Origin of the sequence: Vibrio sp. OPT18 (genome assembly GCF_015163615.1) — a bacterium.
Classification (GTDB): domain Bacteria; phylum Pseudomonadota; class Gammaproteobacteria; order Enterobacterales; family Vibrionaceae; genus Vibrio; species Vibrio coralliirubri.
In genome coordinates, this window is record NZ_JADDYK010000046.1 from 4,016 (window position 1) to 27,983 (window position 23,968).

Below are 23,968 nucleotides of genomic sequence, written 5' to 3' on the forward strand. Positions count from 1 at the left end.
ATTCGGTATCGGCAAGGCGTTTACATTCACAATCAGAAAGGTGAATACCATGAGCAAATACCGAACGCTTATGAAGTAGTCCGTAATGGTCATAGACATCTAGGTAACTGTCACGCTCTGGGAACAGCGATTTCACCCACTCGATCTCTTTCTCGTTTTCAGAAAGGTGAGTGTGCATGTACACGTCTGGATATTCTTCTAGCAGTTTACCGACAGTAGCAAGTTGCTCTGGTGTGCTGGTTGGCGCAAAACGAGGCGTTACCGCGTAAAGCAAACGGCTGCGGTTGTGCCATTTCTCAATCAGCTCCTTGGAGTCAGCGTAGCCAGATTCTGGTGTGTCGGTGAGGTAATCAGGCGCGTTGCGATCCATCAATACCTTACCTGCGATCATGCGTAGGTTACGCTTCTCGGCTTCTTCGAAGAACACGTTAACGGACTCTTTGTGCACCGTGCCGAACACGAGTGCCGTGGTGGTGCCGTTGCTCGCCAGTTCGTCTAGGAATAGCTTCGCCACTTTGTGTGCGTAGACTGGGTTTTTAAAGCGTTTTTCTTCTGGGAAGGTGTAGTTCTCTAACCAATCAAGAAGCTGCTCACCGTAAGACGCGATCATCCCTGTTTGAGGGTAGTGGATGTGCGTATCAATAAAGCCAGAGGTGATCAGCTTGTCTTTGTATTCTTTAACTTCGAGTGTTTTAGGTTGGCGAGCCAATACCTCATCGGCATGGCCCAAGTCGATGACATGGCCGTTCTCAACCACTAAAACACCATCTTCAAAATAGTCGTAAGACTCATCGATACCGACATCTTTTGGGTCGGCGACGCTGTGTAAAATACTGGCGCGATAAGCTTTGCGTTGTGTTGTCATGTTTACTTCCTTTTAATGACTTCAGCGACGTTATGGCCGCTAAAGCTTTGCGACTTGTGTTAGGCGATCTTCTCTTCCAATGGTGGTTCGCCTACGTCGCTTGGTTGACTGTGTTGATCGGTCAAATCCTGATTTCGATATTGTTTGGTTGGGCGCTTTTGTTCAAGGGCTTGGCCTTGATAGTGTGCGATCAGTTCACCCGCAACCGATACCGCAATTTCGGCAGGATGTTTGCCATTCACAGCACTAATGCCAATAGGGCAAACCATGGTTTCGATTTGTTCTTGGCTGTAGCCGCGCTGCTCTAAGCGGAAGTCGAACTTCTTACGCTTAGTGAGTGACCCAATCATGCCAAAGTAACGGCTGTCTTCACGGTCGATAATGGCTTTGGTTAGGTCAAAATCGAGCTGGTGGTTGTGCGTCATCACTAGGTAATAGCTGTTCGGTGGCATGTGCTTCACTTCACCGACTGGGTCGTCTGAGACAAGCTTTTTAACACCGTGTGGCAGCGTTTCAGGGAACACTTCTTCACGTTCATCAATCCAGGTCACACGGAAGGGCAGAGTCGCGACAATGTGTAGCAGCGCTTTGGCAACGTGGCCAGCGCCGAACAGCACAAGATGGTTCTGCTGAGTGCCAATCGGCTCAAAGCTTAACGTCGCCATTCCGCCACAACATTGGCCTAGACGAGCGCCTAGGTTGAAGCGTTCTACCTTGAGTGATTTCTCACTGGCAATCAGCATCTCGCGCGCCATTTTAGTGGCCACATGTTCAAGGTGACCACCACCAATCGTAGCGATGATTCGGTCACGAGTGACAAGCATCTTGGTACCCGCATCACGCGGCACTGAGCCTCTGTCTTCAAGCACTGTCACCATCACACATGGCTCGTAGTTCTCTTCCAGTTTTGCCAGTTCGTGAATCCAATTATCCTTAAACATATGTCCTCCTAAATCCCTTTTATGCTTCCTACGCTCTACATCAGCCTTATTAAGCCGTTTCTGATTGAGCATCGACCGAGGTCGGAGCCGTTTCAGTGACTTCCTGAATCGCCATCAGAATACGTTCTGGCGTTGCAGGGGTGTTGAGCTTAGGAATCGCGCCATCGACGGCGACATAGCTGATTGCGTCTTTCAGTGCGCTCCATACCGACATACCCAACATGAAAGGCGGTTCACCCACGGCTTTCGAGTTGAAGACTGTGTCTTCTGGGTTGCTGCGGTTTTCCAAAAGGTGCGTTCTGAAATCAATCGGCATATCAGCAATCGCTGGGATTTTGTAACTCGCAGGGCCATTGGTCATTAAGCGGCCTTGTTGGTTCCACACCAACTCTTCCGTTGTTAGCCAGCCGACACCTTGCACAAAGCCACCTTCAACTTGGCCGATATCAATCGCAGGGTTCAGTGAAGCCCCCACGTCGTGCAGAATATCGACACGTAGAATCTTGTTTTCGCCGGTTAGAGTATCGACGATAACCTCTGAACAAGATGCGCCATACGCGTAGTAGTAGAACGGGCGACCGCGTGCTTTCTCGTGATCGTAATAGATCTTCGGAGTGCGGTAGAAGCCAGTGCTCGATAGCGAGATTTGGTTAAACCAAGCCAGTTCAACAAATGAGTTGAAGGTCATGATCTCATCGCGGATCTGCACCATGCCGTTCTTAAATATGACTTCTTCAGGCCACACTTTGAAGTGCGAAGAAGCAAAGTCGATCAGGCGCTGCTTAATCGTTATTGCGGCGTTTTGCGCGGCCTTACCGTTGAGGTCGGCGCCCGATGAGGCTGCGGTTGGTGATGTGTTCGGAACTTTGTCTGTGTTTGTAGCGGTGATCTGGATACGTTCGACATCGACTTGGAACTCCTGTGCAACGATTTGTGCCACTTTGATGTTCAAGCCTTGCCCCATTTCCGTACCACCGTGATTCAAATGAATACTGCCATCGGTGTAGATATGGATGAGCGCACCTGCTTGGTTCAAGAAAGTCGCAGTAAACGAGATGCCGAATTTCACTGGTGTGATAGCAAGGCCTTTCTTCAAGATAGGGCTCTGCTTGTTGAACTCAGCGATTTCTTTACGACGTGCGTGATAGTCACTGCTGCGTTCAAGCTGTTCGGTTATCTCAGGTAAAAAGTTGTCTTCAACGGTTTGGTAGTAATGGGTCACATTACGGCCTTCTTCGCCGTAGTAGTTCGCTTTACGTACTTCCAAAGGATCTTTTTTCAGGTAACGCGCAATCTCGTCCATGATGTGTTCAATGGTCATCATGCCTTGCGGGCCACCAAAGCCACGGTAAGCGGTGTTCGATGCTGTATTGGTTTTGCATCGATGACCGACCACAGTTGCATCGCCTAGGTAATAAGCGTTGTCTGAGTGGAACATCGCACGGTCGACAATAGAGCTTGATAAGTCTGGTGAGTAACCACAGTTACCTGCAACGGTAATGTCGGCACCTTGAATCACACCATTGTCGTCAAAACCGACCGTGTATTGGTTGTAAAACGGGTGTCGTTTGCCGGTTTGCTGCATGTCTTCACTGCGCAGCAAACGCATTTTGGTTGGGCGACCGGTGAGGTGAGCAATAACCGCAGCCATACACGCTGGAGAGGCTGCTTGAGTCTCTTTACCACCGAAACCACCACCCATACGACGCATATCAATCACGACTTTGTGCATTGGTACGCCAATCACTTCCGCCACCAGTTTTTGAACTTCGGTCGGGTTTTGAGTCGAGGTGTACACGATCATGCCGCCGTCTTCGGTTGGCATCACGCTACTGATTTGAGTTTCTAGGTAGAAGTGTTCTTGGCCGCCGATCTCTAGGTCACCAGAGATCACGTGTTTCGCTTGTGCCAGTGCGGCTTTAGAGTCACCACGTTGTTGAGTGTGGCTCTCTGTGACGAAGTGTTCTTTCTCTAGCGCTTCTTTTACATCAAGAATCGCTGGAAGCTCTTCGTATTCAATGATCGCAGCGTGTGCAGCTTTGCGAGCGGTTTCTAAATCGTTAGCTGCCACGGCAATCACAGGTTGGCCGTAGTATTCCACCTTGCCATCAGCAAGCAGTGGGTCACCCGGAAGAATTGCACCAATATCCAGTTCACCCGGTACGTCTTTGGCTTGAATGGCAATTGCCACGCCTTCAAATTCGTAACACGGTGATAAATCTATTTTGGTGATGTTGGCGTGTGCTTGAGTGCTCAGGCGTGCGTAAACGTGCAGCTGATTTGGGAACTCAAGACGGTCATCAATGTATACCGCTTCGCCCGTGACTTGCTTGGCTGCACTGTCGTGTTTAACGCTTTTACCTACGCCAGTTTTTAGGTCTTGTTTTGCAATGGTAACCATCTCTTCGTGGGTCATCGCATGCTCGTGTGATTTAGACATAAGACGTTACCCTTGTTTCGATTTGGTTGTTTTTGTTCTGTTGTTCAATGAAGTAGCGACGCAGCATGTTGGCCGCCGACAATGAACGGTATTCTTGGCTTGCACGGAAATCAGATAGCGGTTCAAAGTCGTTATACAGTTCCTGCATCGCTAACTTAATATTAGCGTCTGTCCACGGTTTGCCTAATAACGTATTTTCACAACGCGCCGCGCGCTTAGGTGTTGCAGCCATACCGCCAAAGGCGATACGAGCGTAAGAAACCTTGCCGTCTTCGATTTGAATATCAAACGCACCACACACTGCGGAGATGTCGTCATCTAAACGCTTAGACAGTTTGTAAGCTCGGAAGCTATCGTTAGTTGGCTTAGGAATGATGATCTGTTCAATGAATTCACTCTCTTTTTGCGCCGTCACTTTGTAGCTGATGAAGTAATCTTCAATCGGCATGGTGCGAGACTCATCACCACAACGAAGTTTGATCTTCGCGTTTAGGGCTATCAGCAGAGGAGGGGTGTCTCCGATAGGCGAGGCATTCGCCACATTACCGCCGATGGTGCCTTGGTTACGTACTTGCAGCGAAGCAAAGCGATGCAATAGTTCACCAAAATCTGGGTAGTGTTTTTTCAGTAGTGAGTAAGAATCACTGATAGGCAGGTTAGCGCCAATGATTAAATCGGTGTCGGTCTCTTCACATACTTTCATGTCTTCAACAAGGTTCACGCTGATCAGCGTTTCAATCTCACGATGGAATTGCGTCACTTCCAGAGCTAAATCCGTACCGCCAGCAACCAGCTTAGCGTTCGGGTGGGCTTGAAAAAGCTTGGCCAGCTCATCGGTACTTTTAGGGGAAAAAGCGGTGAGGTGACCAAGGCGTAAGTTGGCCTCGGTGTCTTGAATATTTTCTAGCTTCTTGATGGTGTTGCGTTCGAGCTCTGCGAACTGGTCGATCAAAGGTTGGTCTGTTGAAAGCGACATCGCAGCATCAACAATTGGTCGGTAGCCCGTACAGCGACATAGGTTACCCGCCAGTGATTCCATGACGTCTTCTTTGCTCGCATCGGGTTTGTTTTTGCCTAGTGCAAACATCGACATGATGAAGCCCGGTGTGCAGTAACCACACTGTGAACCGTGAAAATCAACCACCGCTTTCTGTACAGGATGCAATGACTTATCTCGGTTTTGTAGATCTTCTACTGTGATTAGCTGTTTTCCGTGCAGCGCTGAAACGAACGTAAGGCAAGAGTTCACCGAGCGGTATTGCAACTGTCCATCAACCACTTCACCTAAAACGACGGTACATGCGCCACAGTCACCAGACCCACAACCTTCTTTGGTACCAGTTTTATTAACCTTGGTACGAAGGTAGTTGAGCACTGTCATATTCGGCGACAGATTGTCTTCACGTCTTATTTCCTGATTGAGCAAAAAAGTAATCAAGAGACCTCCTTGTATATCGACATATTTCCATGTGTATTCTTTTTGACTTCTAGGTCAATAATTATCCATCCTGACCCTGTGGTCAACTATTTATTTACAAAAATGCAACAATGAGATGTTGTTATGAATTGTATACAATTTATTTAATTGTCTATTTGTTTGTTTTATAAGGATTTGGTGGTCTTTTGGTAAGTTTAATCGTGTGAATGTGTTTTTAGCTATGTATACAAAAATTGTAGGGTTTTAAGGAAGCGAGTACATCGGTGTTATTCAGTTCTATAGCCTCATTCAGGCAAGTAATAACAAGGCGAACAGGGGAGGTAGTGGTGATTTTCTAACGATGGAAAAGGACTTTACGCATAAAAAAGAGAAGTAAACGCTGAGGCTTACTTCTCTTCTGTTTTGTTAACAAAAAGTTGTTAACAAAAGGTTCGGCTATCTAGTTAGCAGAACTATGATTTGCTCTTGAGCAGATCAGAGAACACCACATGCAGGTCGCTCGAAGCTGTGTTGCTGTCTAGGTTGAGCTTGGAGCGAATGTGGCTTAAATGCTCTCGCATTAGGTCAACGGCTTGCTCTTCATCGCCAGACTCTATCGCATCAAGCAATCCTTCATGCTCATCCAAAGAGCAATTTGAGTGGCTGCCGGTTTCGTACTGGGCAATAAGCAGAGAGGTTTGCGATACCAAGCTGCGTTGAAAAGCCAGCAGTGGCGCGTTCTCTGCCATTTCAGCCAGTTTGATGTGGAACTCACCAGATAAACGTAAGCCAGAACCATAGTCACCTTGGTCAAAGGCGCAGTTCTCTTTCGCGACCAGTTTTCTACACTCGTCGATTTGGGCTTTGGTTGCGTTCTTAACCGCTAGCTCAGTGATAGCAAGCTCCATCACTTCTCGCGCTTTAAATATTTGTTTGGCTTCGTCTACTGTTGGGGCTGCAATCACAGCACCTCGGTTAGGACGGATCACCACAACTTGTTCTAAGGAGAGGCGCAGCAAGGCACGGCGGATAATAGTACGGCTAACGCCAAAGATTTCTGCTAGTGCTTCTTCGCTTAATTTGGTGGCTGGTGGCAGCCTTTGTTCTAGTATCGCGTCGAAGATATGGCAGTAAACAACATCGTCTTGAGTCTGGCCTGTTACTTTCGTTTTTACACCTTTGGAGACAGAGTTTTTGAGAACTGTCATAGAGATAAGGACCCTTGTTTAGTCGAGTTAGCTTGGTCGAGAATAATTCATGAGTATTACTCTATATTGTATACATTTATCTATACAATGCCACTGGATGAAAGTGCGATGCACGCTTATTTGTTAATGACTTATAACATTTAGTTTGCAGAGAACTGTGTGCAATCTAGAGCTTTAAGTCATTCTCTCTAAAACTAGACGCGATTATCGCCGCAGCTGTACGCCACGATCTGGCTGATTTCGCTGAGGCTACGACCTGATTGTTGCTGCCACTCGTTGAAAGCCTTGCTCGCCGCGACTTGTGCTCGCTTGGTGTTACGACCGCTATCGACCACATCGGTGCTGCGTAGGTGCGCTTCAACGTCCGATGACAAGATGAAGGTATCTTTACCCATTTGACGTAGAGTGTAAGCGCCCGTATTACCACCTAATCGCTTGCCGTGTTTCTTCAGATAATCCCAAAGTTCAGTGATACGTTCTGATGGCCAGTCGGCAACCATTTGTGAGAATGAATCGGCTTCACGCTTGGCGTTGTGAATCATGGTGGCATTGGCAGGGATGGTCATCACCTTAGTCAGGTGACGAATAATGCGCGGGTCTTGTGCTTTCTGTTCCCACATTTCGTTCGGCAGCATCAGCATTTTTTCGATATTGAATTCAAAGAACACTTCTTCAAATTGCGGCCACTTCTTTCTCACCACATTCCATGAAATACCACACTGGAATACCTTTTCGGTAAAGGCAGCGAGCCAGCGGTCGTCGGTGATTTGCGATAACTCGGCTTGGGAAAGGGGCGCACGAACAATCTTTTCGAGCTCGGCAGCTCCGCCTTTACGGTGGGCCGCACGTTGATAAATAGTGTCGAATTTTTCTTGGGTCATTGGAGGTTCCAAACTAAAGCGATTCTTTATGATATGGGGACTAATTTCTATATGAAAAGGAGCTTAAGCCAGTGTCTTCAAATCAAATGAAAGCCAATTAAGAGAGCTTTAATTCCATCTGATACAAGGGCCATATTTGACCATTGAACTCTTTCACGCTCGGCTCTTTGTCGACCACCTCAAAGCCCGCTTTGTCGTAGCAGCGTTTTGCGCCGTGGTTTTGCTTGAATACGGCCAAGGTGATGGTGGTGACATCAGGGATTTGTTTCGCAGCGTCTAATGCACTTTCTATCATGGATTGCCCAAGCCCTTTGCCTCGTTGGTTTGGGTGAATCGCAACTCGGCAAAAGCGAAGTTCATTGTCTGACATGCGTTGAAATTCCATAAAGCCAAGCAAGTCCCTGGCGTTTGAGTTGGCGTTTGAATCGGCGTTCGGTTCAGAGTGTGACTTAGATGCAGAGAAGGTATAGAGCTCGACATGTGGCTCTTGAGAGCGTTCGATGATAGAGGCTGATTCTAATGGCCACCCAAATGTTCGTCCACCCCACAGAACGTAGTCTTCTAGGGATGTAAACCAAGTGACGATCTCTTCAGCGTCGGATGCTTTAAAGCGGTTTATTTCCATATCCTTCCCTCTCACTTATCGCGTGTCTCTTTTTTAATCCGTTAAACTTCTGCGCCCAACTGTTCTAGAAAACCGCGCATGTAGTCGGTGCGCTTGTTGGCTTCTAACTTGGCGGATTCTGTATTCATGGTTTCAGCCAGCTTAAACAGCTTCACGTAGAAATGGTCGACGCTGTAATGCTTGTCATCTAAGTCACGTTGCTTCGCGAACGGATCTTGATGGTTATAGAGTTCAGCGTTAAAGCTTTGGCCGACGTACAGGCAGCGAGCAATGCCAATCGCACCGAGAGAATCTAGGCGATCGGCATCTTGGACTATTTGAGCTTCCAAAGTTTCTGGTGTGATGTTGGCGCTGTAGCTGTGCGTGACAATCGCATGATGGATCTCGTCGAGATAGGGCGCAGGATACTCGATAGATTTGAGGAAAGAGATCGCCTTGTCTGCCGCCATTTGTGAGCTTTGGGCTCGGTCTGGGTGGTTCTTGGGAAAGGTGAAACAATCATGAAGGTAAGCGGCAGGCAGAACGACCTCAAGCTTAGCTTGTTCTTGAGTACATAAAGCCTTAGCAGCTTTGACGACGCGCTTGATGTGGCTGATATCATGCGCCGCATCTTGTGTCATTTCTTGTTGTGCAAAATCAAGCAGTTGGCTTTCAATTTTTTCAATCACGCGTCCCTTTCTCCCTTTCTAGACGTTATCAATGTTGCTTGTCAGTTAGCATCAGTTTCACATCGACTGTAACAGTTTCTAGCGCGATTTTTTATCTTTTATAAAAGGAATACCCACAAAAAAACCGACTCAGTGAGTCGGCTTAATATTGGTCTTAAATTGCTGTGATGGGCTTTTAAGCGGCGGCCTGTTGCAGCTGCGCCAATACATGATGCAGTGACGGGCTGATCGTGTGACCAAGCGCTTTAACTTCTTCGCAAGGTTCAACCAAATCTGGAATTTGGAAGCTGATCATGTTCGCTGCCATTGATGCACGAATACCGTTGTTTGAGTCCTCAAACGCTAGGCAGGTTTCAGGTGCAACACCTAAGCGTTCTGCCGCCAGTAAGTAGATCTCTGGGTGAGGCTTGCCGTGAGTCACTTCGCAGCCTGTGCTTAACGAGGTGAAGTACGAATCTAGGCCAGCCAGCTCAAGCTTCTTCTTTGCGATATCAAGCTGAGTGGAGGTCGCCACCGCGATTGGAATGTCGTTTGATTTTAGCCATTCAAGCAGCTCAATCACGCCATCTTTTACTGGGATTGCTTGGTTTTTAACAATTGCACTGTAGCGCGTGCGCCATTCATTATTCAGCGCTGGGTAGTCTAACCCTTCACCGTAACCATTTCGAAAAATCTGTTCGATGGTTTTTGCGTTACAACCAATGATGCCTAGGTAGACATCTTGTAAAAACGGAACACCTTGCGCGTGACATGCTTCTTCAAAAACCTGCATACAAAGTCGCTCAGTGTCGAGCAGCAGTCCATCCATATCAAAAATAGCAGCTTGAAAATTCATATACGTGGTTCTTTCTGTGTTGTCGTCGTGAGGGCAGGTATTTTGACATAGTGTCTAGTGATAGGCGAGTCAGCGTTCAGTAAGAATGTATCCAATCGGCTCGGCAATATGCTTCTGAATGACTTTAAGTGTGATTGATTGTAGTTGGAATAATATCGTTAAGTTATGAGCCTGATATTTTATAGGCCATCCAGATCTAACAGAAACAATTATGATTATTCCAAATAACAAATCTAGCTTGTGCGTCTGGCTTCTTATTACATTTCATAAACTTACGGGCGTGTTAGCGTGACCATAATCTTATAAAAAACAATTACCGGGAGCCTGCAATCATAGTGTGACCAAGCAATAAGTAAATGGCTGAACTTAGGGAGAAAATAACATTAGTCCACATTTTTAGCAGGGTTGCTTATGTTGTATTTTGAGTTTCTATTTTTATTAGTCGTCCTTTATATCGGGTCTCGGTATGGCGGTATTGGCTTAGGTGTTGTTTCTGGTATTGGTTTGGTTATCGAGGTGTTTGTCTTCAAGATGCCACCAACGTCTCCACCTGTCACCGTAATGCTGATCATCCTCGCCGTTGTTACTTGTGCTTCGATACTCGAAGCGGCTGGTGGCTTAAAATACATGCTGCAAGTAGCGGAAAGGGTGCTAAGAAAGAACCCGAAACGCGTCACCTTGATAGCACCGTTTGTGACTTACTCGATGACTTTCCTATTGGGTACTGGCCACGCGGTTTACTCCATCATGCCAATCATTGGTGATGTCGCACTGAAGAACGGTATTCGTCCTGAGCGCCCAATGGCAGCTGCGTCTGTCGCGTCTCAACTAGCCATTACGGCATCACCAATTTCAGCGGCTGTGGTTTACTACCTCGCACAGCTTTCTGATATTCAACACTCTATTACACTGCTTTCCATTTTGATGGTGACGGTTCCTGCAACCTTGTTTGGTACGTTTTTGCTTTCTTTGTACAGCCTGAAACGCGGCAAAGAACTGAACGACGATCCTGAATATCAAGCACGCCTAAAAGATCCTGAGTGGAAAAAGCGTATCGAAAGCACCACTGCGACGTCTTTGGATGAAGTACTGCCAACTTCGGCTCGTAATGCGGTATTGATTTTCCTACTTTCAATTGTCGTGATTGTTATCGTGGCGATGGTGCCTGAGATCAGAACCATCGTAGACGGCGACAAGCCAATCAAGATGTCGGTGATCATCCAAATGATGATGCTCTGCTTCGGCGGTATCATCTTGCTGACGACTAAAACTGACCCTCGTGACGTGCCAAACGGTGTGGTATTCAAATCCGGTATGGTGGCAGCGATTGCTATCTTCGGTATCGCTTGGATGTCGGATACCTACTTCCAATACGCAATGCCTCAGTTCAAATCTGGCATCGTGGAAATGGTGACCAACTACCCATGGACGTTCGCACTAGCACTATTCATCGTATCGGTTGTGGTGAACTCGCAAGCAGCAACTGCACGTATGATGCTACCGGTTGGCCTTGGCTTAGGATTAGATCCAGCACTACTTATCGGCTTGATGCCAGCGGTTTACGGCTACTTCTTCATCCCGAACTACCCATCAGACATTGCAACAGTTAACTTCGATGTGTCTGGCACTACCAAGATTGGTAAGTGGTACTTCAACCACTCATTTATGTCGGTTGGTTTAATCGGTGTAGTAGGCGCATGTTGCTTAGGCTACGCACTGGCACAGATTTTTATCGCTTAATGAATTAGCTAAATAACAAACAAAAACAGCGCCTGAATTGGCGCTGTTTTTGTTTAATCTGTCTTGGGAATTAGCTTTGATACGAGCTCTTAAGCAGTATTAGCGAGGCTCAAAAGCCAAAGACTGAATCGCTTCTTCGATCGTTAGGAAGTGGATCTTCATCAGGCACACTTCTGCTTTTTGGAACTCGTGATTTCGAATCAGTTTGGTCACGCTTTCAACCGAATACTGGTTGGCTCGTTTAGCTAGAGACAGTTGGTTAGAACTCGATTGAAGCGAATAGCTGTCGCCAACTGAATCAATCAGGTAATCATCTTCACCTAAGAGCATCTCTGAGCATTCCGCTTGAAAATCTTGTTCGGACGCGACGTAAATAAGCTCATCGTCACCGTCGAGTTTTACCAAAGATGGCCAACTGATCATTACTGCCCTTTCTATGTGCTGCTTACTGCTTTTAATAGTGGTGACGACAAGCAATTATGTAAAAGTTATCGTCATCTGCTTTATACACTAATCGATTCTTGTCATCGATTCGTCTTGACCAAAAGCCAGACAGGTTGCCGACTAGTGGCTCCGGCTTTCCAATCCCTTCAAAGGGCATTCTTTTGGCAGCTTCAATCAACTTATTTAGTTTCTTGAGCGTTTTCTTGTCTTGGGTTTGCCAGTATAGGTAATCTTCCCAAGCATTATCTGTAAATACAATCTTTCGATCATTCGTCATTATTCAACTCTCGAACGGTTGTATTTCCGGCTTCGAGTTGAGCAATGGATTCAGCCAATCTTTCAGCGTTTTTAGGCGAGCTCATTAGGTACAAGGTTTCTTGCATTGAATTAAAATGATCAAGAGACATTACCACGGCATCTTCTGAATCGCGTCTGGTTATTACCGTAACATCAGAATCGTCTACCACTCTATCGAGCACAGACTTAAGGCTATTTCTGGCCTCAGTAAAAGAAACAATATTCATCACTTATTTACCCTGTTGTTTTTGGATATGTTTAATCTTTCAATATACACAGAATAGTTAATCATTCATGGATTAACCATTATACATGTTCCGCTTGTCGTACATGTTATATCAGAGGTTGCACATGATCAACTTATGGTACATGTCATTCACTGTAAATCTGCAGAGTGCTACTGACTCAAAACGCTATTTACTTAAAGATCGGCCTAATGGTGCGAAGTAACCTTGCAGGGCTTGGTATATCTGTTCTCGGTGCGCCATATCAGGATACACGGGGTACATATCAGGCTTGGTTGTGCCATCCACTAGATAAGCGTTCTTGATATCGGAACACGATTCAATCACGGACTCAAAAGCACGCGCCATCATCTCTGTGGGTAGTGAGAAGTAACGGGCAGACATCACCTTGTCGGCAATAACGCTGCGAGCCACGTAATCGTGTTTGTCCAAGTTATTGTCGCTAAGCAAAGTGGCGTCAAACAAAGACATCAAACTCTCGTTTAATGGATGTGGTCTTACTTTTCTATCGTGTAGCCAACAGTCACTGGCGAACAAGATTTGCTTGCGAGGACCGGAGGTGTCACCAATCTCAAACGCCTTTTCGGCGATGTAGTGGTCAAACGCATGCCAGAACTCGTGTGCGAGCGCGCCAGCTCCAGCGTTCTTGGCGAGGGCTAATTCTCTCTGGTTTGGGGCGTAGTGTGCTTGTACACCCTTTCTGCCACCACTGCCGAACGCTAAGCCTAATGTGCCACGTAAGCCAATTGCTTCTGGTGGCAAAGCCAAGATGTAAGCCAAGTCGGCTAGCGAGTCGAATATCAGATTTGCGGCCAACTCTTTTTCTTCTTTCGTGACCCAAGCCCCCACACGAATGCTGCCCATACCGAAGGTCTGTTTGATGTCCATAAAAGACACCTGGTCGCCGTGTCGGTAGTCTGGGCCTTCGCGCGTTTTGTATTTAAAGTGAGTTAACTTCAAAAGGGTCCTTGGAAACAGACGTAAGAATGAATGGGGTGCTCAGCGAGATGCACTTGTGTGAGATGCATCTCTTGGAATTAAAGGACGTTAGCACTTTTGATAGCAAATTGCCGAACAAAATTAGTCTAGATTGAGTTCGAACGCTTCCCACGAGGTTGGGTTACCTTCACGAGTGAGTGGAAAGAGTGGCTGTTGTGGTTTTGCATAGCTTAATCGGTGCAGTCTTTGAGTTACGTGGTAGCTATCAAGCCCCGATACCGTGACTAAATCCAAAGCTTCTAGATCAAGGTAGCCATCCGGCATCACGGCGCGTTTGGGGGCGTGAATCGTTATAACCTCTCCGATCAACATTTGTGTTTGATTGCTTTCGATTGTGATCTGTTCTTTGAACGCTAACCCTATCTTTAAACTGCTCTCCAAGACGAATGGAACTGGGAATGTGTCGTCATAATAGGCCGTTAAGCCGACCGCGTTGAATTCTGAGACTGGTTTTGGGTAGCGAGCCGAGGTTTGATGAGCCTTTTTAACAAAGTCAGCACCAATGTTGTTAACGGTGAAGTACTTTGTTTCTAGAATGTTTTCTAGCGTATGACGGCGGCTTTTATCTGGGCGAACAATAAAACCAAGCAGCGCGGGATCAGACCCTAGATGAATGACAGAGCTTACTATCGCAAGATTTTCAAACCCCTGTTTATCGCAAGTACCAATTAGGTTGGCGCTTTTAAATCCAGACAAGGAATTAACCAAACGAATGCGGTGGCGCTGGTCCATTGTTTGGATATCTTGTTTAGAAAGGGTCATGTCTTTCATATCTTCTCTTCTTCTCATTTATTGTTATCTTCGAGCATGCTCACTAACGAACTTATATGTACGAAGAATCCGCTTTTATCGATCAAAGAGCGCTTAGTTTGGCCGTGGGCAGTTTGTCTCTTTTATCTCTGCTACAGCACAATGAACGAGATCCTTTGCATAGATTTACGCGCGTTGACGTCCCTTTACATCACAGGAGCTAAAGTAATGATGTCGTCTTTATGAGTGTTAAAAATGAAAACAGTCCGCAATATCATTTGGGCAATGATTGCCACAATGTCAGCCTTTTGGTTTGCGATGGAACCGCAATTATTCGCTTCAAGCGATGTCTTTGAATGGCGCTCAGCCATGATTCAGTACTCAGGTATTTTGTCTCTGATGTTAATGTCCATCACCATGATCTTGGCGATGCGTTTGCCTATGGTTGAGAATTGGCTGAAAGGTATGGATAAAGCATATCGAGTCCATAAATGGCTCGGTATCGGTGGTATTGCACTGGGTGTGACACACTGGTTGTGGTACCAAATTCCTAAGTCATTGGTGGTGTCTGGCGTGTTAGATAAGCCTGTTCGACACGATGGTTCAGGACCGCAAGCTGTTTTGGCTGGTTGGGAGTTATGGGTCAATGAATTGCGCGGTATTGCTCAGAGTATTGGCGAATGGGGCTTCTACTTATTACTCATTTTACTTGTGGCGTCACTATGGGCGGCAGTGAAGTACAAACCGTTTAAACTGTCGCACCGTCTGATGTCGGTTGCGTACCTGTTTATCGCTTTTCACTCAGTAATACTGCTTAAACGAGCGTATTGGGGAGAGCCTGTTTATTATCTAACTGTGGCATTTGCTTTGGTTGGGTCTATCGCAGCGATTTACAGTTTGTTGGGCTTGGTTGGGCGTCGTAATCGTCACTCAGCGACCATTACCTCGACTCGTTATTTTCCACAAGCTGAGGTGATGGAGCTTGTGTTAAAACCTGATGCATCTTGGCATGGTCATAACGCTGGGCAGTTTGCATACCTGCGTTTTGGTAATGAAGATCCTCATCCGTTTACTCTTGTTTCTGGCAGTGAAGACTCAGAGCTACGCTTTTTGATCAAAGAGCTGGGTGATTTTACTAATGGCCTATATGAACGAGTGAAAGCTGGCGATGCTGTTACGGTTGAAGGACCCTATGGTCGACTTGATTTTGACCTAAGCAAGCCACAAATTTGGATTGCTGGTGGTGTCGGGATAGCGTCGTTTTTTGCAACACTTGAAGCGCTCAAAACAGAACGAGATCATCCTCGTATTGAACTGTTTTATTGTACTCGTGGTGTTGATAATCAATTAATCGATGAGTTGTGGCACCTTGCACACGCGGTTGGTGTTAAGTTGACCGTGATAGATACCTTACATTCACCTCGACTGAACGCCGGAAGAATTGTCAATCAATGTGGCGATCTCAACGAATACGAGATGTATTTCTGCGGGCCGGAGTTGTTCTCTACATCACTGAAAAAAGAATTAGACACCTATCAATTTGATATTGAAAAGCACTACCACGAAGAGCTGTTTGTGATGCGTTAAAGCCACCTATTGGGGCTGTGACTGTTAAATGAGTCAATCGGCACAGTGCAAAAAGGCGTAAAGTCACTCAATTTGTTATTGCAGCGGTTTGCTATTGAGCGATACCATATAGGGCTGTTTCTTTGGTAAAGATGTAATTATGTCAGATGAAAAACTCGCACTCGAATGGATGCGCCAACAAGCTCATAAAGTTGACCCATACGTTATCGATCCATCGTTTGATGAATGCGTTGAGTTGCTTGATCCTGCCTTCAAGAAAGGCAAGAGTGTTGCTCAACTAAAGTATCTGTTATCAGAAGCAGATCGCCGAGCGGGCGCGGCAGAGCGTAAGCATGCAGCCTTAAAGTATGCCAAAGAAAAAAGCCCAAATGCTGGTCAGATTCTGCGTCTGCAAAGCAAACTTCAACAAGTCCAGTTGGCGTTGAAATTGGCGACTGGCGACAACAACATGACTATCTCTCAGTTCTGTTCAGAGTATGACGTGACTAAGCGTGACGGCAATACGGCATGGAATGAAAAGTTGGTGGAGCAGGGTAAGAGAAAGTAGCGATCTCTATTTTTATTTTTTGATTTAGTCGTTTTTCTATTGAACTTTAAATCATGCTCGCAGAGCTGTTAACTCGGTATCTTGAACCCCAATCATTGATATGCATTGCCGTGGTTTGAGCACGGCGTATTGTCTCAACGATGCCCTCATTATTTTGGTGACGCACTCATGAACCTCTCCCAGATTGACCTGAATCTTCTTTTCGTTCTTAAGCATTTACTCGAAGAAAAACACGTTTCCAATACTGCTATGTCTCTGAACATGAGCCAGTCTTCGGTAAGCCGTACCTTGCAGAAAATGCGTATCTTCTTTGATGATGAGCTGTTAGTACGTAAGAAGTATGGCTATGAGCTGACCCCAAAAGCAGAGTCGATTAAAGACGATATCAACACCGTTATTACTAACCTGGAAAAGTTGGTTCATAAGCAGTCGTTCGACCCAAGCAAGGTTGATAGTACTGTGAAATTTTATGGCTTACTGCCTCAAATTAATACCTTAATGCCCAAGGTGATCGCTAAGATCCGCAAAGAAGCGCCGAACATGATCGTGAGTTTAGATTCTGCGCCCAAGCGTCATTTCGAAGCCTTGGTCGCAGGTGATGTGCACTTTGCCTTATCTTCGCATCAGCCGCCTTCTGCTGAGCAAAATATCTATCGTATGACAGTGGCGAAGCGCACGTTCCGTTTGTTGATGAGCCGAGAGCACCCATTGGCGAATGAAACTCTGACCCCACAAAAGCTGGCGGAATATGATTTTGGCCAAGTATCACTACAAGGTGAGAAAAGGCTCTCTTTCGAACACAAGTACCAAGAACTCGGTTTAGCCAATAAAAAGCAGCGCCTGTCTGCACCTGTGCAGTTGAGTAACTTCAGCTCTGCACCAAGTATTGCTGCTGAAACCGATATCATCTTTCATCTTCCAACGCCTTTCGCAGAAGCGGCGTGTCATGATCCCCGTCTGATCACCAGAGAAGTCCCAGAAGAACTCCACTTGAGTTTTCAGGAAGTTTATTTGTACTGGCACAAGCGATTTCATGATGACCCGATGTGTGAATGGGTACGTGAAATCTTCAAAGACCTCTATGTAGGCAAAGATACGTACTCTTAAAAGAGAGTGACTTCTAGTTAAGTAAGCCCCGAAGTCTGAGTGATTTGAGAGCCGTTATTCGCTACATCATCAGTTTCATATCAAGCATAAGGTGAAGGTAACTATCCGTCTGGCGGATAGCGATATTCTATTTTGGCGATAGCATTATGCTTGAAGCGAATGATTTACGCTGCTCTAATTGAGAATGATTATTAAATGCAATCTCAATTTAAGTAGAGCCAAGATGAACACTATTCAAACGTTTACTCGTTCCCCCCTTTCTAAATCTATAGCTGCTGCGTGTTTTGTATTCCCTGTGATGGGCTTTGCTAACGAACAAGCAAATCAAGTTGATACCGAAGCTTTGACCATGGAAGCGACGACTATGGAAACCATGGTTGTGACAGCAGCTGGTTATGAGCAGGTTGTCACTGAAGCGCCAGCATCGATCAGCGTTATTACTCGAGAGCAATTGGAAAATCGATCGTATAAGGATTTGACGGATGCACTGCGTGATGTACCCGGTGTGATAGTGACAGGTGGTGGTTCGAGCCAAGACATTTCAATACGTGGTATGCCTGCAGAATACACGGCGATTTTGGTCGATGGACGCAAGCAGTCTGGCCGTGAAACACAACAAAACAGCAGTGGTGGCTTTGAGCAAGATTGGCTACCACCTCTAAGCGCGATTGAGCGAGTTGAAGTTGTGCGTGGCCCAATGTCGACGCTTTACGGTTCAGACGCGATTGGCGGTGTGATCAACATTATCACTCGTAAAGATTATCAAGAGTGGCATGGCAGCGTACGTGGTGAAACAACACTGCAAGAGAACTCAGACTCGGGCAATTCATATCAAAGCCAAGTGCATCTAGCGGGCCCTCTTATTGATGGTTTGTTGAGTGCTTCTTTCTCTGGTTTAGATCAAGAGCGTAAGGAAGATGAGATTCTTTACGGATACGGCGGCAAAACATTAGAGAGTTATCGTGGCGCACTACACTTGACGCCTACGGATGACGATACCTTCTCGTTTGATTACACCTATCACGATCAAGAACGTGTGACGACCGATGGAAAATCGAAAACCACAGATTCAGAGCGTGTGAACAATCGTCAATCATTGGGCCTATCTCACTCAGGCAACTACGACTGGGGATCGGGCACTTCATACATCAACAGTGAAACGGTTGAGAATGAAGGCGGAGAAATGGAAGTGGAAAACCTGACTCTGAACTCACAATGGTCTATGCCTGTGCTTGAGGCGCACTACCTAACTATCGGCTTCAACTATACACGTCAGGAGCTGACAGATTCTGGAGAAGATCATGTCTTCAAAAATAACCAATGGTCACTGTTTGCGGAAGATGAATGGTACATCACCGATTCTTTTGCTCTAACAACTGGCCTCAGATTTGATCAAAATGACGTGTTCGAGTCTCATCTGAGCCCTCGCGTTTATGGTGTGTGGAGTGTCGACTCATATTGGACAGTGAAAGGCGGTGTTTCAACGGGTTATCGAGCACCAGGCTTAACTGAGATGGAAGCGGGTTGGGCGCAAGAAAGTTGTGGTGGCGACTGCTCGGTTTACGGTAATCCTGATCTAAAAGCCGAGACGTCAGTGAACAGTGAAGTGGGCGTGTACTTTGTTGGCGATGCCGATTTAAGCTCGAACATCACCGTGTTCTACAGTGACTTTAAAGACAAGATCGACAAGAAAGAGCTGAGCACTAACTGTGGCCGACGTGGTTGTGATTCTACCTACGTGAACATTGAAGACGCGATGACTTACGGTGCTGAATACACGATAAATAAAGGCATTACCGAGACGATTTCTGTCGGTTCGACGTATACCTATACACATACTGAGAAGCAGTCTGGTGAAGATGAAGGTAAGCCACTAACGCAAATTCCTGAGCATTTAGCTACCGTAAATGCAGATTGGCAAGTACGTGATGATGTCCAATCTTGGATGCGAGTGACATACCGTGGCAAAGAGTCAGAACCGACAACGAGTAGTTCAAGAACACAATACGAAGCGCCATCAATTACTTATGTTGACTTAGGTGCCAACTGGTATGTGCAAAAGAACCTTAAGCTGATGGCTGGTGTTTACAACCTATTTGATGAACAAACCGATTACGAAGAGTTTGGCTACGTTGAAGATGGTCGTCGTTACTGGTTAGCAGCAGAAGCGTCATTCTAGATAAGAGGTTCACAATGAAAAAGATAACAAAATTACTGATGCTTTCATTTGTTGGATTATCGGCTGCTAATGCTAATGCTAATGCTAATGCTAATGCTAATGCTAATGCTAATGCTAATGCTAATGCTAATGCTAATGCGGTATACACAGTAGAAAAGGACATCTTGTTTAAGGCGGTAGAAGCACGAGAGATCAAGCTTGATCTCTACCTTCCCAAAACAGAAGCAAAGGTTGATGGAAAATATCCGTTGCTCGTTTGGGTACATGGCGGTGCGTGGAAGCGTGGCACAAAAGACGATATCCCGACTAAAAACCCGTTGTTGCTTAATTCTGTTTTAAGTGAAGGTTATGCGTTGGCTGCGGTCGATTATCGTTTAAGTGGCGAAGCAACCTTCCCAAAACCAGTCGCGGATATTAATGATGCCATTAACTATCTTCATGACCATGCTAACAAGTACAATCTTGCCGCCGATAACGTGGTTATGATGGGGCGTTCAGCTGGTGGTCATTTAGCGGGATTGGTCGGAGCAAGTAATACGCACGGTGACATTAGCTTTTACTCAGAACCTAAGTATCGAGTGGCTGGAGTTGTAAGCTTTTTTGGCCCGACGGACCTGCTGGAGCTAGGTAATAAAGGGAACAGACCGACTAGTAAAAAGTCGTCGGTGTCTCGCTTCTTAGGAGATATCCCGAGTGAAGTGCCAGATCTAGCGGCACAAGCTTCAACGACCAGTTATATAAACAGTGATGCTCCGCCTTACATTCAGTTCCATGGAACGCTGGATAAGCGAGTGCCTTTAGCGCAAAGCCAGATCCTCAAAGATGTTTTGGACAAATACGGCATTGAGAATAAGCTATTTGTCGAGGAAGGTGTTGGCCATAGTGCTCCGATATTTGATACCGATAAGTACGTACCGCATGTGATTGCGTTCTTAGAGCGACATTATCCAATTAAATAATCTCTACTTTTGTGGCATTACAACGCGCTAGAAAGCATTCATTGAGCCATTTAAAGTCAAGTTGATCACTCAAGTTCAACTTGGCTTTTTTATTGGATGCTTTCATAAGTATCTGGGTTCATTTCTAACTTCCACTTTTATGATTCGATCGTCATTTATTAGATCGAACAAAACCGTGTTCACTTTCGATAATCGAGTTATTCATCAGTTAAAGGTGACGGTTATTGTGTGATTCATCACGCTTTGTGCGTAATTGACTCTAGCTTATCGACGACCTTGATAAAGGCTTCAATGTGCGCGAGACACAGTTTTTCGCTTATTAATCAATTCCACTTGTGACAAAGTTATCAGAATTATGTATTTTCGGTAACGTTCCCGAAATTATCGATCTATCATCCAGGTAGATACAAAATATGAAGAGATCAACACAAGTGATTTCTATTTCTTCTTCGATATTAAGCTTGTACATCAAAGTATAAGCTTGAAATGCGCTTACGAATTATTTTGGGAACGTTTGCAATTCATCCAAAACAATTAACGTGAGAACATCAGAATGAAACGACACATTTTAGCGGTTGCTGTAACAATGGGGCTAATGACTACATCGGTATTAGCAAGTGAAGACGTTGCAGCATTAGAGCAACGTATTAATGAATTAGAACAAAGGGTTGCACAAACAGAGCAGGTCTCCGTCGAGGCCAATGAAAAGGCTTCTTCGTTTGAGTTTCACGGCTATGCTCGCTCTGGGTTATTGATCAACGACGACCTCAATGGCGCGACAGGCACTGGACCTTACATGACGGCAGCTGGTGCCATTGGAGCTCCAATTGGACGTCTTGGTGTTGAAGATGATCATTACGTTGAAGCGAACTTGATTCATAAGCGATTTGCAGACGATGGCTCTAGTGCCTTGTTTCGCATCATGTTGGCCGACAGTACGGAGACAAATAACGAGTGGACTGCCAGCGAAAGCCAGTTGAATGTGCGACAAGTGTATTCGGAACTGAATCGCCTGAGTATGTTCTCTGAATCCGAAGCGTTTTCTGAAGCAACGTTTTGGGCGGGTAAACGATTCGATCGCGACAATTTTGATATTCACTTTTTCGACTCGGATATTGTCTTCCTGTCAGGCACTGGCGCAGGTGTTTACGACGTTCAAATGAGCGACGACTGGAAAGCGAATTTCTCTATTTATGGCCGAGATTTTGGTGAGATTGATAGCTCATCAACCGATGTAGAAAACTACATTGCAACCATGAATAACCGTATTGGCCAGTGGCAGGTGATGTTGAGCGGTATGACCTCAGCAGACAACGATAGTCGTTTAAATGGTGCAGCCAAAAGCGGTGTACACGCAATGTTTGCGTACCATGGAGACAACTTTTTTGGTGTGAGCGAAGGCTTCTCTAAAACGGGTATGTTAGTGGGTAGCGGCCTTGGTGCAGAGCTAAAAGGCATCGGCTCAAATGGTGATCTGCTGGATGACGCGAAAGCCGTTCGCCTGTTTAGCTACGGTGTGACTCGCATTGGCGACAACTGGCGCTTAGCACCTGCATTAATGGCAGAGCATAGCCAAGACCGTTTGAAGAAGAATGACGAGTTCACATGGGCTTCTTTAAACGTTCGATTAGCTCAAGAGTTCACAGAGAACTTTGAGATGGTTTACGAAGGTTCATTGCAGTACATGGATTTGGACAACTCGACAGAGCAAGCGAGCGGCGGTTTCTACAAAGCGACAGTTGCACCAACACTAAAGCTTTCAACCAGTACTGGCTTTTTTGACCGACCAGAACTGCGTTTCGCTGTGAGCTATGTGGATTGGAGTGAAGACTTGAATGGTTACTCGATCAGCACTGACGCAGATGCAGCAACAATGGGTGAGGGCGGTGAGGTTCTATTTGCACTGCAGATGGAAACTTGGTTCTAATTGCTTGATATATCGTTTAGATAGAGAGTGTTAATCATGATGTGAAATTCACATCATTAAATGCCAACCTTATCGTTTCAACTCGAAGGTTGGCATTTTTTTATCTTGAGAGCACTTGAACTCTGAAGTAAATCGTTAGCAAGACTCTCGGTCAATGGTGGTGAAGGTCAACACCATCTTACTCATTTCAAAGCCTTTTTTCTCAATACGGTCGAGTAGCAGCTTGGCTCCATTTTCTCCCGCTTTATCAAATGCATAGTTAAACGTAGAAAGCGTTGGCGTACATACTGAAGCGAGCTCATCGTCACCCACACCCAACACCAATATATCCTTTCCTGGAACGAGCCCCGCTTCCTGAATCGCTCTGATCGCGCCGATTGCGATACGGTCAGTGGCGCAGAACAGGCCGTCGAGCTTGGTGTGTTCCTTGAGATACTGTTTCGCAAGCTTGTAGCCAGAATCGATGGTGAAGTCGCCACGGGCGTGAAATTGCAGTGTGAGATCGTTGAACTGAAGTGATTGAGCAAAGCCTTCCGATCTCATCTTATCAACCGCAATATCATCGCCTTGTACGCCAATGAACCCCATGTATTTACAGCCCTTCGAGATAAGGCGGTTGCCTGCTTCAAACCCTACACGAGTATCGTCGTGCACAATGCTTGGGATGTTAAACATTGAACCGTCTTGACCAACCAATACCACGGGTACGGCAGAGCTTTGAATCGCTTTGACCAATTGGTTGTCGAGGTGGGTTGCGTACAAGATAATGCCTTCAACACGCTTCTGGTTAAATATCTGAATATATTCAAGCTCTTTGTGGTGTGTTTGGTGCGTGCTCGCTAATAAAACATGCTTGCCCGCTTGCTCTAATACTGCGGTTAAACCGTCGACGCCTTGAGAGGTAGCATGGGAAGAAACCCTAGGAACAATCACGCCAACCAGGTTGGTTTTCTGAGATTTTAAGTCTTTAGCGACCTGGTTTGGGAGATAGCCACACTCTTCAACCGCTTTGCGAACTTTAATCTTGGTCGCGTCTTTTACGCCATACTCATCATTGATTACTCTTGAAACCGTCGACTTGGAAACTCCAGCGAGACGAGCGACATCATGAAGACTAGCCATTATAAATTATCCATTATCATTTTAGTTTTGGGATTGTTTGCAAACTGGTCATCAAATTCCCCTGTTTATGAGGAGATTTTAACCCTCTCTCCTCATCCTAGGGAGATAATTTAAAGATCATTCTCACACTATTGAGCAGTTATCTTTGATCATTTGTTATTTCTAGGCAAAAATTTGTTTTGCAA

General features: G+C 45.8%; 22 protein-coding genes. 7 read left to right on the plus strand and 15 right to left on the minus strand.

Features of this window, described 5'->3' with window-relative positions:
- From guaD to IQQ51_RS10250, 9 genes are all read right to left on the minus strand, one after another.
- The coding region (guaD, locus tag IQQ51_RS26905) for a guanine deaminase (RefSeq protein WP_228012792.1) at positions 1-865 on the minus strand (865 nt) is incomplete at its 3' end.
- A gap of 59 nt (positions 866-924) precedes the next feature.
- Complete coding sequence (gene xdhC, locus IQQ51_RS10215) at positions 925-1,806, minus strand: xanthine dehydrogenase accessory protein XdhC (protein WP_171349845.1); 882 nt, start codon at positions 1,804-1,806, stop codon at positions 925-927.
- A gap of 49 nt (positions 1,807-1,855) precedes the next feature.
- Positions 1,856-4,246, minus strand: a complete 2,391-nt coding sequence (gene xdhB, locus IQQ51_RS10220) for a xanthine dehydrogenase molybdopterin binding subunit (protein ID WP_193840984.1) — start codon at positions 4,244-4,246, stop codon at positions 1,856-1,858.
- On the minus strand, positions 4,239-5,684 hold the full coding sequence (gene xdhA / locus IQQ51_RS10225) for a xanthine dehydrogenase small subunit (protein WP_193840985.1): 1,446 nt from the start codon (positions 5,682-5,684) through the stop codon (positions 4,239-4,241). Before xdhA ends, xdhB begins: the two co-directional genes overlap by 8 nt.
- A 452-nt stretch (positions 5,685-6,136) precedes the next feature.
- Positions 6,137-6,871 carry a GntR family transcriptional regulator gene (locus tag IQQ51_RS10230; protein WP_060981010.1) on the minus strand — a complete coding sequence of 245 codons (735 nt, stop codon included), beginning with the start codon at positions 6,869-6,871 and terminating at the stop codon, positions 6,137-6,139.
- Positions 6,872-7,065: 194 nt separating this feature from the next.
- A complete protein-coding gene (locus tag IQQ51_RS10235) occupies positions 7,066-7,752 on the minus strand; it encodes a DNA-3-methyladenine glycosylase I (protein WP_017101307.1) in 687 nt (228 codons plus the stop codon).
- 97 nt (positions 7,753-7,849) lie between these two features.
- Entirely contained in the window at positions 7,850-8,377 is a 528-nt protein-coding gene (locus IQQ51_RS10240; protein ID WP_193840986.1) for a GNAT family N-acetyltransferase, read from the minus strand.
- 41 nt (positions 8,378-8,418) lie between these two features.
- A complete protein-coding gene (locus IQQ51_RS10245; protein WP_193840987.1) occupies positions 8,419-9,045 on the minus strand; it encodes an HD domain-containing protein in 627 nt (208 codons plus the stop codon).
- A 175-nt stretch (positions 9,046-9,220) separates the two neighbouring features.
- Positions 9,221-9,880, minus strand: coding sequence for an HAD family hydrolase (locus IQQ51_RS10250; protein WP_010432777.1), 660 nt, complete (start codon positions 9,878-9,880; stop codon positions 9,221-9,223).
- A gap of 411 nt (positions 9,881-10,291) precedes the next feature.
- Here IQQ51_RS10250 and IQQ51_RS10255 point away from each other — a divergent pair, with 411 nt between their 5' ends.
- Positions 10,292-11,620, plus strand: coding sequence for an anaerobic C4-dicarboxylate transporter (locus IQQ51_RS10255; RefSeq protein WP_193840988.1), 1,329 nt, complete (start codon positions 10,292-10,294; stop codon positions 11,618-11,620).
- 99 nt (positions 11,621-11,719) lie between these two features.
- On the opposite strand, the gene IQQ51_RS10260 is transcribed toward IQQ51_RS10255, so the two are convergent.
- From IQQ51_RS10260 to IQQ51_RS10280, 5 genes are all read right to left on the minus strand, one after another.
- Complete coding sequence (locus IQQ51_RS10260) at positions 11,720-12,043, minus strand: DUF4144 domain-containing protein (RefSeq protein ID WP_193840989.1); 324 nt, start codon at positions 12,041-12,043, stop codon at positions 11,720-11,722.
- A gap of 31 nt (positions 12,044-12,074) precedes the next feature.
- Positions 12,075-12,341 (minus strand): Txe/YoeB family addiction module toxin, encoded by a 267-nt coding sequence (locus IQQ51_RS10265; RefSeq protein WP_019821272.1) that lies wholly within the window; start codon positions 12,339-12,341, stop codon positions 12,075-12,077.
- The gene (locus IQQ51_RS10270) at positions 12,331-12,588 is read right to left on the minus strand and encodes a type II toxin-antitoxin system Phd/YefM family antitoxin (protein WP_017061616.1); all 258 of its coding nucleotides are present in this window, start codon (positions 12,586-12,588) and stop codon (positions 12,331-12,333) included. The genes IQQ51_RS10265 and IQQ51_RS10270 overlap by 11 nt, the downstream gene beginning before the upstream one ends.
- Positions 12,589-12,774: 186 nt before the next feature.
- Complete coding sequence (locus IQQ51_RS10275) at positions 12,775-13,566, minus strand: CLCA_X family protein (RefSeq protein ID WP_193840990.1); 792 nt, start codon at positions 13,564-13,566, stop codon at positions 12,775-12,777.
- A 120-nt stretch (positions 13,567-13,686) separates the two neighbouring features.
- Positions 13,687-14,376, minus strand: a complete 690-nt coding sequence (locus IQQ51_RS10280; RefSeq protein ID WP_193840991.1) for a flavin reductase family protein — start codon at positions 14,374-14,376, stop codon at positions 13,687-13,689.
- Between the two features lie 234 nt (positions 14,377-14,610).
- Here IQQ51_RS10280 and IQQ51_RS10285 point away from each other — a divergent pair, with 234 nt between their 5' ends.
- The 6 genes from IQQ51_RS10285 to IQQ51_RS10310 all read left to right on the plus strand — a co-directional run bounded on the left by IQQ51_RS10285 (position 14,611) and on the right by IQQ51_RS10310 (position 22,661).
- The gene (locus IQQ51_RS10285) at positions 14,611-15,942 is read left to right on the plus strand and encodes a ferric reductase-like transmembrane domain-containing protein (protein ID WP_193840992.1); all 1,332 of its coding nucleotides are present in this window, start codon (positions 14,611-14,613) and stop codon (positions 15,940-15,942) included.
- A gap of 139 nt (positions 15,943-16,081) precedes the next feature.
- Entirely contained in the window at positions 16,082-16,489 is a 408-nt protein-coding gene (locus tag IQQ51_RS10290) for a hypothetical protein (protein ID WP_017061620.1), read from the plus strand.
- Positions 16,490-16,657: 168 nt separating this feature from the next.
- Entirely contained in the window at positions 16,658-17,596 is a 939-nt protein-coding gene (locus IQQ51_RS10295; protein ID WP_048613931.1) for a LysR family transcriptional regulator, read from the plus strand.
- A gap of 298 nt (positions 17,597-17,894) precedes the next feature.
- Positions 17,895-19,775, plus strand: a complete 1,881-nt coding sequence (locus IQQ51_RS10300) for a TonB-dependent receptor domain-containing protein (RefSeq protein WP_416222609.1) — start codon at positions 17,895-17,897, stop codon at positions 19,773-19,775.
- Between the two features lie 14 nt (positions 19,776-19,789).
- Positions 19,790-20,734: an alpha/beta hydrolase gene (locus IQQ51_RS10305; protein WP_193840994.1), complete on the plus strand. Its 945-nt coding sequence runs from the start codon at positions 19,790-19,792 to the stop codon at positions 20,732-20,734.
- Positions 20,735-21,287: 553 nt separating this feature from the next.
- Positions 21,288-22,661: a carbohydrate porin gene (locus tag IQQ51_RS10310; RefSeq protein ID WP_193840995.1), complete on the plus strand. Its 1,374-nt coding sequence runs from the start codon at positions 21,288-21,290 to the stop codon at positions 22,659-22,661.
- A gap of 135 nt (positions 22,662-22,796) precedes the next feature.
- On the opposite strand, the gene IQQ51_RS10315 is transcribed toward IQQ51_RS10310, so the two are convergent.
- Entirely contained in the window at positions 22,797-23,783 is a 987-nt protein-coding gene (locus IQQ51_RS10315) for a LacI family DNA-binding transcriptional regulator (protein ID WP_050632499.1), read from the minus strand.
- Positions 23,784-23,968: the final 185 nt, after the last annotated feature.

Excerpts from the sequence above, each read along its gene's own strand:
- IQQ51_RS10240 (WP_193840986.1), bottom strand. The coding sequence starts at position 8,377 with ATGGAAATAAACCGCTTTAAAGCATCCGACGCTGAAGAGATCGTCACT.
- xdhC (WP_171349845.1), bottom strand. The coding sequence starts at position 1,806 with ATGTTTAAGGATAATTGGATTCACGAACTGGCAAAACTGGAAGAGAAC.
- IQQ51_RS10270 (WP_017061616.1), bottom strand. The coding sequence starts at position 12,588 with ATGAATATTGTTTCTTTTACTGAGGCCAGAAATAGCCTTAAGTCTGTG.
- xdhB (WP_193840984.1), bottom strand. The coding sequence starts at position 4,246 with ATGTCTAAATCACACGAGCATGCGATGACCCACGAAGAGATGGTTACC.
- IQQ51_RS10280 (WP_193840991.1), bottom strand. The coding sequence starts at position 14,376 with ATGAAAGACATGACCCTTTCTAAACAAGATATCCAAACAATGGACCAG.
- IQQ51_RS10260 (WP_193840989.1), bottom strand. The coding sequence starts at position 12,043 with ATGATCAGTTGGCCATCTTTGGTAAAACTCGACGGTGACGATGAGCTT.
- IQQ51_RS10295 (WP_048613931.1), top strand. The coding sequence starts at position 16,658 with ATGAACCTCTCCCAGATTGACCTGAATCTTCTTTTCGTTCTTAAGCAT.
- IQQ51_RS10265 (WP_019821272.1), bottom strand. The coding sequence starts at position 12,341 with ATGACGAATGATCGAAAGATTGTATTTACAGATAATGCTTGGGAAGAT.
- IQQ51_RS10300 (WP_416222609.1), top strand. The coding sequence starts at position 17,895 with ATGGGCTTTGCTAACGAACAAGCAAATCAAGTTGATACCGAAGCTTTG.
- IQQ51_RS10315 (WP_050632499.1), bottom strand. The coding sequence starts at position 23,783 with ATGGCTAGTCTTCATGATGTCGCTCGTCTCGCTGGAGTTTCCAAGTCG.
- IQQ51_RS10250 (WP_010432777.1), bottom strand. The coding sequence starts at position 9,880 with ATGAATTTTCAAGCTGCTATTTTTGATATGGATGGACTGCTGCTCGAC.
- IQQ51_RS10235 (WP_017101307.1), bottom strand. The coding sequence starts at position 7,752 with ATGACCCAAGAAAAATTCGACACTATTTATCAACGTGCGGCCCACCGT.
- IQQ51_RS10290 (WP_017061620.1), top strand. The coding sequence starts at position 16,082 with ATGTCAGATGAAAAACTCGCACTCGAATGGATGCGCCAACAAGCTCAT.
- IQQ51_RS10255 (WP_193840988.1), top strand. The coding sequence starts at position 10,292 with ATGTTGTATTTTGAGTTTCTATTTTTATTAGTCGTCCTTTATATCGGG.
- IQQ51_RS10310 (WP_193840995.1), top strand. The coding sequence starts at position 21,288 with ATGAAACGACACATTTTAGCGGTTGCTGTAACAATGGGGCTAATGACT.
- IQQ51_RS10230 (WP_060981010.1), bottom strand. The coding sequence starts at position 6,871 with ATGACAGTTCTCAAAAACTCTGTCTCCAAAGGTGTAAAAACGAAAGTA.
- IQQ51_RS10285 (WP_193840992.1), top strand. The coding sequence starts at position 14,611 with ATGAAAACAGTCCGCAATATCATTTGGGCAATGATTGCCACAATGTCA.
- IQQ51_RS10305 (WP_193840994.1), top strand. The coding sequence starts at position 19,790 with ATGAAAAAGATAACAAAATTACTGATGCTTTCATTTGTTGGATTATCG.